The organism is Thiothrix winogradskyi, assembly GCF_021650935.1.
Lineage (GTDB): Bacteria > Pseudomonadota > Gammaproteobacteria > Thiotrichales > Thiotrichaceae > Thiothrix > Thiothrix winogradskyi.
On sequence record NZ_CP091244.1, the window covers coordinates 3,329,712 to 3,343,239 of the forward strand.

General features: G+C 51.7%; 11 protein-coding genes. 8 read left to right on the forward strand and 3 right to left on the reverse strand.

Annotated elements, in window-relative coordinates:
* Window positions 1–197 precede the first annotated feature (197 nt).
* From L2Y54_RS16575 to L2Y54_RS16585, 3 genes are read left to right on the forward strand one after another with little or no spacing between them, the layout of a single operon-like run.
* A complete protein-coding gene (locus L2Y54_RS16575) occupies window positions 198–614 on the forward strand; it encodes a hypothetical protein (RefSeq protein ID WP_236497718.1) in 417 nt (138 codons plus the stop codon).
* Between the two features lie 15 nt (window positions 615–629).
* Window positions 630–5,066 carry a DUF1800 family protein gene (locus L2Y54_RS16580; RefSeq protein WP_236497719.1) on the forward strand — a complete coding sequence of 1,479 codons (4,437 nt, stop codon included), beginning with the start codon at window positions 630–632 and terminating at the stop codon, window positions 5,064–5,066.
* 14 nt (window positions 5,067–5,080) lie between these two features.
* Window positions 5,081–6,301: a DUF1501 domain-containing protein gene (locus L2Y54_RS16585; RefSeq protein ID WP_236497720.1), complete on the forward strand. Its 1,221-nt coding sequence runs from the start codon at window positions 5,081–5,083 to the stop codon at window positions 6,299–6,301.
* Window positions 6,302–6,307: 6 nt separating this feature from the next.
* Here L2Y54_RS16585 and L2Y54_RS16590 read toward each other — a convergent pair whose 3' ends face one another.
* Window positions 6,308–6,754, reverse strand: coding sequence for a PAS domain-containing protein (locus L2Y54_RS16590; RefSeq protein ID WP_236497721.1), 447 nt, complete (start codon window positions 6,752–6,754; stop codon window positions 6,308–6,310).
* Window positions 6,755–6,790: 36 nt separating this feature from the next.
* On the opposite strand from L2Y54_RS16590, the gene L2Y54_RS16595 reads away from it, so the two are divergent.
* Window positions 6,791–7,048, forward strand: a complete 258-nt coding sequence (locus L2Y54_RS16595) for a hypothetical protein (RefSeq protein ID WP_236497722.1) — start codon at window positions 6,791–6,793, stop codon at window positions 7,046–7,048.
* A gap of 10 nt (window positions 7,049–7,058) precedes the next feature.
* Here the strand turns inward: L2Y54_RS16595 and L2Y54_RS16600 are convergent, their stop codons facing one another.
* A complete protein-coding gene (locus L2Y54_RS16600; protein ID WP_236497724.1) occupies window positions 7,059–7,307 on the reverse strand; it encodes a hypothetical protein in 249 nt (82 codons plus the stop codon).
* A gap of 59 nt (window positions 7,308–7,366) precedes the next feature.
* On the opposite strand from L2Y54_RS16600, the gene L2Y54_RS16605 reads away from it, so the two are divergent.
* From L2Y54_RS16605 to lolD, 3 genes are read left to right on the forward strand one after another with little or no spacing between them, the layout of a single operon-like run.
* The gene (locus tag L2Y54_RS16605; protein WP_236497726.1) at window positions 7,367–8,614 is read left to right on the forward strand and encodes a lipoprotein-releasing ABC transporter permease subunit; all 1,248 of its coding nucleotides are present in this window, start codon (window positions 7,367–7,369) and stop codon (window positions 8,612–8,614) included.
* Window positions 8,607–9,872: a lipoprotein-releasing ABC transporter permease subunit gene (locus L2Y54_RS16610; RefSeq protein WP_236497728.1), complete on the forward strand. Its 1,266-nt coding sequence runs from the start codon at window positions 8,607–8,609 to the stop codon at window positions 9,870–9,872. The genes L2Y54_RS16605 and L2Y54_RS16610 overlap by 8 nt, the downstream gene beginning before the upstream one ends.
* On the forward strand, window positions 9,865–10,545 hold the full coding sequence (gene lolD, locus L2Y54_RS16615; protein ID WP_236497730.1) for a lipoprotein-releasing ABC transporter ATP-binding protein LolD: 681 nt from the start codon (window positions 9,865–9,867) through the stop codon (window positions 10,543–10,545). Before L2Y54_RS16610 ends, lolD begins: the two co-directional genes overlap by 8 nt.
* Here lolD and L2Y54_RS16620 read toward each other — a convergent pair.
* A complete protein-coding gene (locus tag L2Y54_RS16620) occupies window positions 10,542–11,099 on the reverse strand; it encodes a DUF2062 domain-containing protein (protein ID WP_236497732.1) in 558 nt (185 codons plus the stop codon). The genes lolD and L2Y54_RS16620 overlap by 4 nt on opposite strands.
* 55 nt (window positions 11,100–11,154) lie before the next feature.
* Between L2Y54_RS16620 and L2Y54_RS16625 the strand changes: the two genes are divergently transcribed.
* Window positions 11,155–13,443 carry a DNA internalization-related competence protein ComEC/Rec2 gene (locus L2Y54_RS16625; protein WP_236497734.1) on the forward strand — a complete coding sequence of 763 codons (2,289 nt, stop codon included), beginning with the start codon at window positions 11,155–11,157 and terminating at the stop codon, window positions 13,441–13,443.
* Window positions 13,444–13,528 lie beyond the last annotated feature (85 nt).

The following is a 13,528-nucleotide window of genomic DNA, read 5'->3' on the forward strand; positions in this document are numbered from 1 at the left end:
CGAGGGGCTAGATAAAAGCCCCGTTATTGGGGCTTTTTTGTGTCCCGACGCTTTTCGATAAAAATTTCTAATGAATCTGCTCTGAAACTGTTTCATTCATCACACAACTTTGCTCTAATAGCACAATCGTCATTCTCATACAAAAATCTAATGAATGATGTATGGCTACCCCGTATTTCCTTTGTCGAGTCAGCAACATGGCTATTTACCGATTGTTAATCTGCGCAACCCTTTTGGTGAGCCTAAACGGCTGTCAATCCAGCACCAGCGACTGCCCGCCTGTCCCTCTTGCCAAACAAGATGCAGCAAGTGAAACATTGCCCCAACAGCTTCAGCAGCAACAGCTTACCCTCGAAACGTTGCAAGCCAAATTGAATGACACGGAACAACGTCTGCAACAAAACCAGCAACAGCTTGCCGATAAAACCCAGCAACTGGATGCGCTAACCCAAGACAAGAGTGCCCAGCAAGTCGCCACCACCACCAGCACGCTCACCGACTTAGAAGAGCAGCTAGCGAAACAGCAACAAGAAATCGAGCGCTTGAATACCGCACTGCGCCAAGCCGAGGATGCCAAGGCAGCCGTTGCCCCTGCATCCATGCCCGCATACTAACAACGAGGGTAAACCATGACTAAGCGCCATTACCTGCACAAGGGATTGCTACTTATCCTGATGCTGCTGACGTGTTTACTGCCTGCTGCCCATGCCGCAGTTACCGCGAACCTAACCGTGCAAGTCGTCGATGGCACCAACGCTGATGCGCCCTTAGCCAATCATGAAATCCACGTCCGCGAAGTCTTAGCCGACGGCAGCAATGTGTGGCGCACTAAAGCCAAAACCGATACCAATGGGCAAGTCGCTTTCACGTTGGATGGTTTGGGCGCTGGCAAACGCTATGTCTTACAAGCCAAAAGCTCCCGTGCCAATAAAAATCGACAAAGTGCCGTGATCGACACCGCTGGCGCGATGACATTCCGGGTTGGTTTTCCCCTGCTAAACGTCACCTTATTGGATGCATTGACTCAACAGCCGCTGTCTGACATCAGCGTCACGGCTTACAAACAGGAAAACGGCAAAGCCATCTGGTTAGACAACCTGAAAACGAACAGCAGCGGGCTGGTCATATTTGAACTCGAAGCACTCAGCCAAGGTATCCCCGTCACCTTGAATGCCAAGGTATTCAACGGCTTTACTGCCACGCAAACCCACACACAACCCGGCTCAGCAAAGTTCACCTTGGGCGACACAGTTGCCACCCTGGTTGATGGTATTCAAGCCGGATTACCGCCATTAGCTAATTACGGCGTACAAGTCCGGGAATTGTTAAGCGACGGTAAAACAGCATGGTTTGCCAGTGTTACCACGGATGCGAAAGGGCAATTACGCCTGAATCTACCGCCCAACCGCCAGTTCCGTCTCGAAGCCAAAAGCACGTTCAACAACGCTTACAAATTCAGTCAACCGTTGCAAGCCGGGCAGCAACAGACCTTTCAAGTTGGCACGCCTTTGCTGCAAGCCACGCTGAAAGACGCGGTTTCTGGCGCAGTACTTCCGGCAGTAAAAGTCACCGCTTACCTCATCAAAGCCGACGGTAAAAGTGTTTGGCGCACCGAAACCAGCACAGATGCCAACGGTCAAGTGCGTTTCGACCTTCCCGAACTGCTGGAAGGTGACAAAGCACAATTATTTGCCGCCCCCTACAACGCCTACCGTGCTGCCAGCCCTATTGTCAGTCAACCCGGCAATCTGGAATTCAAGGTGGGGGAAACACGGGTGAAAGTAATGGACAGCACCCAAACACCTGCCAAACCCTTAGCCAACCAAAAAGTGACAATCGCCGAAAAAATGGCAGATGGCAAAGAAGTGTGGCGCAGCGAAGCTACCACCGATGCCGCCGGTCTATTACGCCTAAGCCTGTTTGCGCAGAATGATAAACGCACTTACGTTCTCAAAGCGAAAAGCCCGTTTAACCAAAGCTGGAAAACCAGTCAACCTTTGCAACAAGCGGGTGAATATACGTTTACCGTAGGTAGCCAACCTTTGCCCGTCACGCTCAAAGACCTTAGTACCGGCAATCCGTTAGCCAATATCCAAATCACCGCCTATCGCGTAGTCGCAGGCGGCAAACCGGAATGGATTACCCGCCAAACCACCGATGCTAACGGGCGCACCGGCTTTGACTTACCCGAATTAAGCAATGGCGGCACGATTCGCCTGCAAGCCACCGCCTTCAACAACTTCGGCGCGTGGAGTCAAGACATTACCAGCACCGCCGCGTTTGAATTCGGCGTCGGTAGTATGCAAATTAGCGTCAAAGACGGTACACAAGCCGATGGCGTATTGCTACCAAATCTGGAGGTGCATATCCGTGAAAACATGGCAGATGGCACGACGGCTTGGTTCAACAAAGCAATAACAGATACGCAAGGTAATCTAAAAATCGACCTGCCGGGGCTGGATAAAGGGCGCAAATTTTTCCTGCAAGCCATGCACCCCGTGACCAAGCGCTACAAGAGCAGCCAAACGCTCGAAAAAGCGGGTGCGCATACCTTCATGGTCGGTACACGCCTCATGGCGGTAACACTCTACAATGCCATTACTGCTGCCCCTTTAGCCGATAAAGACATTACCCTGCAAGAAATACAAGCCGGAAACACTAGCACTTGGCCTTACGTTTGGCGCAGCTCTGCCAAGACTGATGCCAAGGGTATTGCAATCATTGATTCCGAATTACTGTCACAAGCAGGCTTGAATTTTGTACTGAGTGTCACGCCTTACAACACCGGCAGGATCATGACTGCACCGTTTCCAGCGCAAACCTATAGCGTTGATTTTCCGGTAGGGACAATCCCTGTCACCCTCGTTGACCGCGATAATGGCAACGCCATCATGCCGAATCAGCGCATTGATGCTTATGAAATTTCCAGCGATGGCAAACTCACTTGGCTCAAAAACGGCACAACCGATACTAACGGGCAAGCCATTTTCGATCTGGAAACCCTACGCAAAGGCACGCGCCATGTGTTCAAGGCATATAATCCCTTTGGCAACAAACAATACCCGTACAGCCGCATTATCACCACAACCGGTGCGGTCACTTTTGCTATCGGGCGCACTGACAAAGGTGAGTTGGATCTCAAACCACCTGCACTGGAAATCCTCTCCCCTAGCAAAGCCAGTGTTGGCACTATCGGCTTTGAACTCAGTGGTAAAGCCAGCGATGACAAAGCGCTGGACAAAGTTGACATTACCCTCGTGAGTGGCAGCCTCACTGCCACGCATACTGCGACGTTGGATAAAATCACCGGCAACTGGAAACTCGCAGTAAGCAGCACTGCCCTGCAAACCGGGCAAACCCTCAACGTCACCGCCATAGCCGTTGATGCAACCGGCAATACCACCTCTGTCACCCGCAGCTACCAAGTGCTCGCGGATAAGGATGCGCCCAGTATTACCATCAGTTCGCACCACGCCGATGAAACGGTGTTAAAAACCGGCTTCCTGCTGCAAGGCACTGTCACCGATGACACTGAGGTCAGCACCTTGCAACTCTCGGTTACACAAGATAGCGGTAAAGTCTTGGTAACACCCAAAAACCTCACGCCAACCCCGGCAGGTCATTGGGCGTATGCCTTGCCCAACGGCATTCTCAGCCAAGACAGCAAAATTACCGTTAGCCTCACCGCTACCGACACCAGTGGCAAACAAAGTAGTAATACACTGGCGCTCAACGTAGCAGGCGCACACGAAGAACACCGGCAATTACTCAGCCGCACCACGTTTGGCATCACCGATGCACTGTTGCAGGAAGTCACGCAATTAGGCACAACCGAGTTCCTAGAGCAACAATTGAATCCAAATAAACTGGATGACAGCGCGTTTGATGCTCGCCTGACCAACGCCAATCCAGCTACCCTCACGGAATTCCAGACCGCTACTCTGCAACGCATGATCGGTAGCCGCCGCCAGTTGCAGGAAGTAATGACCTGGTTCTGGGAAAACCATTTCAACACCGATTTCCGCAAAACCGGCAATAAGCTGCTGTATGAATTGGCAGAAAACGACGTATTCCGTGCTAACGCACTCGGTAATTTCCATCACTTACTCACGGCTAGTGCCAAAAGTCCGGCGATGTTGTATTACCTCGATAACGTGAAAAACGTCAAAGCCAATGCCAACGAAAACTACGCCCGCGAATTACTGGAATTGCATACGGTCGGTGTGGATGGTGGTTACACCCAAAAAGAAGTGGATACGCTGGCAGAAGTCTTCACCGGCTGGCAAGTGCAGAATGACCGCTTCTTCTTTAATGCCGCGCAACACAACAGCAGTGCCAAAGTGTTCTGGGGCAATGCGATTCCCGCAGGTGGTGTGGATGAAGGCGAACGGGTGCTGGATATTCTGGCGCGTCACCCTGCTACGGCTAACTACCTGTGTTCCAAACTGGTCACGTATTTTGTCAGCGATCAGCCCGTTAACAGCCTGCAAGCACGTTGTGCCAGCACGTTTTTGGAACAAGATGCTGCCCCGGATCAAATCGCGCAAGTGTTGCGGGTTATCCTGACTTCGCCGGAGTTTTACGCGACAGCAAACATTAATAGCAAAGTCAAAACACCCCTGGAATTCGTCACCGCCAGCGTGCGTGCTACCCACGCCCAAGGCACTCACGCTGACTTACCAGCAGCCCTGAAACGCATGGGTATGGATTTGTACCAATACCCCCTACCGACCGGCTACTCCGATACCGGCGATGACTGGGTAAGTTCAGCCGCGCTGCAAGAACGGGTGCGCTTCGTCAATCTGTTAGCCAATGCGCGTAGCGGTGCAACCTATCTGGATACCACTAAGCTTTTCAACGCCCAACAAGCTATCACCGCCGAAAGCATTGCCAGCGATTTACTCAACTGGACGATTGGCGGTTATTACGCTGAACTGGAATGGCAAACCGCGCTGGAAGTCTTGAACGCTGAAGGTGCTTTCAACCCGAATGCCAGCAATGCTGATGCGCGGATTCGCGAAACCGTGGGCACTGTTTTGAGTTACCCGGAATTCAACTACCAATAAGGCGGGGAAACACTATGCAACGTCGTGATTTTTTAAAGTACATGCTGTCATCCACCGTCGCGGGGAGCGCTTGGTTCGCTAACAACGCCCATGCCGCAGCAGCCCCGAAAAGCTTGATCGTGATTTTCCAGCGTGGTGGCTGTGATGGCTTGAACGTCGCAGTACCTTACGGAGAAGCCGCGTATTATCGCCTGCGCCCTACCCTTGCGATTCCCCGCGCCGGGCAAAGCGATGGCGCGTTGGATCTGAACGGCTTTTTGGGGCTACACCCCGCGATGAGTGCGTTACACAAGCTGTATCAGCAAGGCAATGTGGCGGTCTTTCCGGCAACACATTACCCCAATGCCAGCCTCTCACATTTCGACAGTGAGCACTTTATCGAAAGCGGTGTTATCAGCAAAACCAGCAACGGCTGGCTAAACCGCCATTTAGAAACCACCAGCCATAGCAGCGGAATGCGCGGGGTAAGCTTCGGCACAGAGATTGCGCAAGCGTTACGTGGCAATGTGCCGGTGTCTTCCTTTAGTGACTTAGCAGCCTTCGACTTGGATATGGCCGCCAGTGCCGAAGCACGCATGACCGCACGTTTGCAAAAAATTTACGCACAAAGCCCCCATCTGGGTGGCAATAACGGAGTACGCATCCAAAATGCGGGGCGTACCTTGCTTGCCGACCTTGGGCTGGTGCAACAGCTTGATGTGAAAGGCTACCAACCTGCAAATGGCGCAATTTATCCCAACAATAGCTACGGCACACAATTACGCCAAGCCGCACAATTAATCAAAGCGGGGGTAGGGTTGGAACTGGCAACTGTGAATATCGGCGGTTGGGACACCCACCAAACACAAGGCAATCAAGTGGGTTATCAAGCCAACATGCTAAAGATTTTTGCGGACGGCATCGCCGCACTGTATGCGGATTTAGGCACAGCCATGCAAGATGTCATGATCCTGACCATGACCGAATTCGGGCGCACTGCTGAAGAGAACGGCAGCCAAGGCACTGACCACGGCAACGCAGGGTGCTGGTTTGCGCTCGGTGGCGGGGTACGCGGCGGTATATACGGGCAATGGCCGGGGCTGGAAACAGCGCAACTTTACAAAGGGCGCTATCTGGCACATTCAGTCGATTTTCGCGATATTTTCGGGGAAATTGCCAGCAAGCATTTGCACAATAACGGGCTAGCTAGTTTATTACCTGGGCATAGCCACACGCCTCTGAATTTTCTGGCATAAACACCATCACCCGCCCAATGCCAGCAAACGCGCCTTGACGTCCGCCAGTTCGGTCTGCAAGGCGACCAATTCGGTCACATCTTTTTGCACCCCGATGTAATACATCACGCCATCTTCCTTATCGAAAAATGGGCTGATGCTTAAATCATTCCAGAATAAACTGCCGTCTTTACGGTAATTGCGCAAGATCACTCTGACCGACTGTTCGGCTTCGATAGCAGCGCGAATTTTCTGCAATTCTGCCTGATCACGGTCGGCGTTTTGCAGGAAACGGCAGTCCTGGTACAAACACTCTTCCGCGCTGTAGCCTGTCATTTGTTCAAAAGCATGGTTAACATACAGCAAAATCGTATCATTGCCTTCGCGTTCCGCAATCGTAATACCGTGCTCGGCATAGTCGATCAGGGATTGCAGCAATTCCGGGCGAATGGCAGAATTTTTAGTGGGTTCCATAGCGCGTATCCAATCATGAATCATGGGTTATGCAAAATGATAACATTAATCCATGACAAAACACCTATCCAGAACCATGCAGCAGGGGAAATGATCATGATGAATTTACTGGCAGCCATTGGCCTCATGCTAGTGCTAGGGGGAGTCACCGCACTGATTATCGGTAGCGTGCGCTACTTTTTTCCGTTTGTGGATGAGTACATTCCAGAGGAATTCAAAAAGCCGCTCACCATCCAGTTTGCCGCCTATTATCTGCTGGCAGGGCTGCTGCTATTGCTGATTCAGCCCACCTGAGGCTCTATGCTTAATGCACCACGGTATGCAATACAGTACGCCGCTCGAAATACACCGAGAACGTGCCATAATTCCACACTGTAATCCGGGGCCAGCGCTTCTTGATGGGGCCAGCAGACTGGCGAACCGACTGCGGTTCACCGTATTGTGCCTTCACGCTGCTCATACTCATGCCATTATGGGGGTAGCCTGCGAATGCGCTATTGGCGAAAAAAGCAATAGCCAGTAACAAAGCACTAAACCATTTAGACAAACGCATGTCTGATCTCCCGATACTTTACTATTAAACGACACTCATCATCTGTACAATCGCCACCCATGTTTACACCACTCGAATTATTTATCGGACAGCGCTACACGCATTCACGGCGGCGTAACCGTTTCATCTCGTTCATCTCGTTCGCCTCGATGCTCGGCATCCTGCTGGGGGTCATGGTGCTGATCACGGTTTTGTCGATCATGAACGGGTTTGAAAAGGAACTCAGGGACAAGATACTGGGTGTGGTTTCCCATGTCACGGTTTCGGGGACAAATGGGCAACTCGCGGATTGGACGGCGAAAATCGACGGACTAAAGGCACAGCAACACGTCATCGGCGCGGCTCCTTATGTGCAAAAACAAGTCATGTTGACCAATGGCAATCTCATGCGCGGTATTGTGTTGCAAGGCATTGATCCCAAACTGCAAAGCCAAGTCAGCGATGTCAATTTCAAAATGCTGAATGGCAGTTTCAGCAGCCTTGCCCCGCGTGACTACGGCATTGTCTTAGGCGTGGAAGTCGCGGCTGCCCTCGGCGTCATCCCCGGTGATAAAGTCACGGTGATTGTGCCGCAAGTGCAAGTGACCCCGGCAGGGATTTTGCCGCGCCTGAAACGCTTTACCGTCACCGGCGTCTACCAAATCGGACACCCCGAATACGACGGCATGACCGGCTTTATTGAACTCAGCGATGCCTCGCGGCTGTTCCGCTTGGGTGAGAATATTGGCGGCATACGCCTGAAGTTGGATGATTTATTCGCCGCCCCCGCGATCGGGCATGAATTACAAACCAAGCTAGGCGAGGAATTTGAGGTCGTGGATTGGAGTCAGGAACACGGTAGCTTTTTCCGTGCCGTGAAAACCGAACGCATTGCCATGAGCCTGATTCTGGGCTTGGTAGTGTTGGTGGCATTGTTCAATCTGGTCGCATCTTTGGTGATGACCGTGAACGACAAGGCGGCGGATATTGCCATCTTGCGCACCTTTGGGATGGATGCGAACCGTATCCTGCGCATCTTTATGATTCAAGGCAGCATTATTGGTATTTTCGGCACCGTCGTTGGTGTGGCCTTAGGCGTGTGGCTGTCGCTGAACATTGGTACGGTGATTCCCTTTTTGGAAACCACTTTCGGGTTCAAGATTTTCTCGGCTGACGTGTTTTACATCAGCGAAATCCCATCCGATATGCGCTGGAGCAATGTGATTTGGATTGCGGTTGCCTCGTTGATTGCCTCAGTATTGGCAACGATTTACCCGGCATGGCGAGCATCACAAATCCAGCCTGCGGAGTCACTGCGCTATGAATAAGATGTTTCAACCAATGGAGCTGTTTGTCGGCTTGCGCTATACCCGTGCACGGCGTGAAAAACACTTCATTTCTTTTATTTCGTTAGCGTCAATGATCGGTATTGCGATTGGTGTGTTGGTGCTGATTACGGTGCTTTCGGTCATGAATGGTTTCGAGCAAACCATGCGCGAACGCATTATGGGCATGTTGGCACACGTCACGGTATCCGAACACGATTTAAGCGTATCCGATTGGCAAAACGTGCAGCAAGATTTGCTGGATTTTCCGGGCGTGAAAGCCGTATCGCCATTTATCGAAAAGCCTGCCATGTTGAATCAGGGCGACGAAGCCCGCGCTGCCGTATTGCAGGGCATTGTGCCGGAACTGGAACAGCAAGTGAGCACCGTGTTTAAGCATGTCATCAAAGGCGATATGCAAACCTTGCAACCGGGCAGTTTTAATGTCGCTATTGGCGCAACGATGGCAAAAGAGCTAAAAGTTGACGTGGGTGATGCGCTTACCCTTGTCAGCCCTAGCGAAAGTGCCTTGGAAACCGGCGAAATGCCTGCTTTGCAACGTTTCACCATTGCTGCCATTTTTCGGGTAGATATGCAGCAATTCGACACCACCACGGCTTACGTGAACCTTGAAGATGCTGCCAAAACCTTTGAAATGGGCAATGACGTAACCGGCTTACGCATGACGCTGAGTGATTTGTATCTTGCCCCGACGATGGCGCAAACCATTTTGCAACGCATGAGCCCCTCATGGCAGGATATGTGGGCCAATGACTGGACAAATTTGAACAAAAACCAGTTTAAAGCTATCCAAGCGCAAAAGTCGGTGATGTTTATTATCCTGATGCTGATCATTGCGGTAGCGGCGTTTAATCTGGTTTCAACACTAGTGATGGTGGTGACGGATAAGGAAGGCGATATTGCCATCCTGCGTACCTTGGGGCTGTCATCCGGGCGGGTGATGAAGATTTTCATGGTACAAGGCACGCTAATCGGCGTGTTTGGCACATTGATTGGGGTGATATTAGGCGTGTTGCTGGCAAACAATCTGGACGTGATTGTGCCGTTTCTGGAACGCTTGTTTGATACCCATTTCATCAATGCTGATGTGTATTTTATTAGCGAACTCGAATCACGGGTAAACCCCGGCGATGTCCTGGTGATTGCCCTGAGCGCCCTGTTTATGTCTATTCTCGCGACGCTTTACCCTGCATGGCGTGCGTCCAAAGTCCAGCCTGCGGAGGCATTGCGTTATGAGTAAAGTGATTATTTCCTGCCAACAATTGGGTAAACGTTTCAGCGAAGGGCGGCTCGATGTTGAGGTGTTGCGTGGGGTGGATTTGGACATTCATCAAGGGGAAAAAGTCGCAATTCTCGGCAGTTCCGGTAGCGGCAAAAGCACCTTGCTGCACTTAATGGGCGGTTTGGATTTGCCCTCCACCGGGCATGTGGAAGTTCTCGGCAAACGTATGGATCAATTATCCGATACCGAACGCGGCGTCTTGCGTAACGAGTCGATGGGCTTTATCTACCAATTTCACCACCTGTTACCCGAATTCACTGCGTTAGAAAACGTTGCCATGCCCTTATTGATTCGCGGCGTGAAAGTGGCAGAAGCCAGTGCGCAAGCCAGCGATATGCTGGCAAAAGTCGGGCTGAAAGAGCGTCTTGACCATAAACCTGCCCAGCTTTCCGGTGGGGAACGCCAACGGGCAGCAATTGCCCGCGCTCTGGTGACACGCCCCAAAGCCGTGTTAGCCGACGAACCCACTGGCAATCTTGATCATCACACGGCGGACAATGTGTTTAATTTAATGCAAGGGCTGAATGAAGACTTAGGCACGGCGTTCGTGGTTGTTACCCACGACCTGCAATTGGCAGCAAAAATGGATACGGTTTACCGGTTGACGGATGGTGTGTTAGCCAACGCTTAATCTGCTGAATCCTGATCGTTTGCTGGCGGCGGGGATTTGCGTTGTTTGCGTTCACGCCGCTCCTTCAAATGTTTCAACATATGCAAACGCCACAATAAATGTACGCCGTAATAGCCCGCGAGGGATGACAATACTGCCGTGATAAAAATACCCAACAAAAATGGCTTCCAAATGAGAATCAAACCATTCATTAACCAATCAAGACTAGGCTCAAAATTAAAACCCGCAGGCGGATGCCCTACAATCGCAGCTCCCACTAAATAAGCACCATACAGCATGGGAGGCATGGTCACGGGATTGGTCACAAATACCAATACCACCGCCAATGGTAAATTTGCCCGAAAAAAGACAGCTAATAATGCTGCAATAATGGATTGGAACGGTATCGGAATCCACATACAAAACAGTCCAATCGCAAAAGCCGAGGCTACATTGCGGCGATTTAAATGCCACAAATACGGCAAATGCAGCGTATCCCCCAAAAACTGGAGATGTTTGTGTTCTTTCAGTTTGTCAGGGTTAGGGAATAGCTTACGCAACAATTTTCGCGGCATGAAGTTTTAACAGCAATAATAATTAAGGTTAGTCATTATCCATGGTTTGCGAAATATGCGCACCTTTTCAGTGAGTTTTTTTATCGGCACACTCGTGTTATGGGTACTGCCGCGCCTGCCGACGCTGGATGCGCTGTTTTGGGGAAGCATCATCGCTGTCGGTGTCATCATTGGTGCGGCATGGCGTTACCAGCAGCGGCAAACAGCCAAATTGCTTGCAGGTGTGTTACTGGGCAGTGTTTACGCCTTATGGGTTGCCAGTGGTGTCAGGGCTGACTGGCTTCCTGAAGCATCGGAAGGTGAAGACATGCTACTCACCGGTACGATTGCCGATGTACCGGAATGGCGGGCGGATGGCAGCAGTTTTCTGTTTGACAGCGATACCGCCAGCTACCGGGGACGCTTGCGCCTCGCTTGGTACGCAGAGGATGCCCCTAAACTGCACGCGGGCGAGCGCTGGCAATTGCTGGTACGCGGCAAACGCCCCAATGGTTTCATGAACCCGAATGGCTTTGATTACGAACAATGGCTGTTTTCACAGCGCATCGGTGGCAGCGGCTACGTGCGTAAATCAGCGGATAACCAGCGTTTAGCCGCAGCATCTTGGTGGCAACCGAACCACTTACGCCAACAATTGCAGGAAAAAATTTCAGCAGCGCTACCCGATTCCGCCATGACCGGCTTGGTGCAGGGGTTGGCAATTGCCTATACCGCTACCATTCCGCAGCAACAATGGGAGATCTTGCGTCAAACTGGCACGATTCATTTACTGGCGATTTCGGGTTTGCACATTACGATGGTCGCCAGTCTGGGTATTTTGCCGGTGTGGGGGCTTTGGCGCTTGTTTCCTGGCTTGTACCTGTGGTTGCCATTGCGGGTGGCTGCCGGGCTGTCCGGTGGGGTGTTGGCAACGGCGTATTCCTTGCTGGCGGGGTTCAATATTCCGACACAGCGCACCCTGATTATGTTACTGGTGGTGATGGCTGGCTTGCTATGGCGACGGCAAGTGCCGTTCAGTGTCACCATGAGTATTGCGCTCTTGCTGGTGTTGCTGCTCGACCCCTTGGCGAGTCTGGCGGTAGGGTTTTGGTTATCGTTTTTGACGGTGGCTTTGCTGGCATTTTTGGGAATGCGCCAACGTAAACTGGGGAAATCATCCGTGGTATGGATGCAGTTGGTATTATCACTGGGAACCATTCCACTGGCAGCAGGCTTTTTCGGCATGATTTCGTTAAGCTCGCCGGTAGCAAACTTATTGGCAATTCCGGTCATTACTTTTGTGGTTACGCCCTTGGTATTGCTGGGAATCGTGTTCGCAGGGTGGTGGGAAGCCGCAGCCACCGGGGTTTGGACAGTTGCCGCCACTTTGCTGGAATGGCTGATGTGGGTATTGGAATGGCTTGCCGCCCTGCCCTTGTCGTCGGTGTATATGCCGTTAGTTCCCTTGCCGTGGGTAGTGCTGGCAATAGTGGGTTTTATGTTGCTGTGGTTGCCGCGTGGCATACCGGGGCGTTGGTTGGGCATATTACTAATGCTCCCCCTGATGTTGTATCAGCCCCCCAAGGTCGTACCGGGTGCATTTCGCCTCAGTGTGCTGGATGTGGGTCAGGGGTTGGCAACGGTGGTGCAAACTGCCAACCATACCTTGGTATTCGATACCGGACCCAAAGTGTCAGACAGTTTTGATACCGGTGAATTGGTGGTGTTACCCTGGCTACGCGGGCAAACCATTAACCAAGTCGACACCCTGATCGTATCTCATGCCGATAACGATCATAGCGGCGGTGCCAATGCATTACTGAACGCCCTACCCGTCACAAATTTGCTGGTCAGCAGCACCGAAATACTCACAAATCATCACTCAAATTTATGCATTGCGGGTCAAACATGGCAATGGGATGGGGTAACGTTCACGATCTTACACCCCGCTGAGGACTTCGCGGACACCAAGAAAAACAACCGCTCCTGCGTATTGAAAATAGCGAACCCGCATCACCGCGTATTATTGACCGCCGATATTGAGCGCCCCGCCGAAAAGTGGTTACTCAAACAAGCCGCTGACATACCAGCAGATGTGCTACTGTTACCGCATCACGGCAGTAAAACCTCATCCAGCCCAGCGTTTATACAAGCGGTTGCGCCTAAGCTCGGCATTGTCACCAGCGGCTACCGCAACCGTTTCAACCACCCGCACCCCAGCGTCACCCAACGTTATCAGGCACGTGACATAAAATTACTGAACACCGCCGAAACCGGTGAATTGCGGCTCGATTTTCCTGCCACTCCCTCAAACCTGCACTGGCGCGAATGGCGCACCGCAAAAATGCACCTTTGGCAACGTTAACTCGCACAGTAACGTGGCAAAACATTATTACTTATGCCAGAATCTAGGCAATCTCACCATTGTTCATCGCGCAGACAGGTTGGCG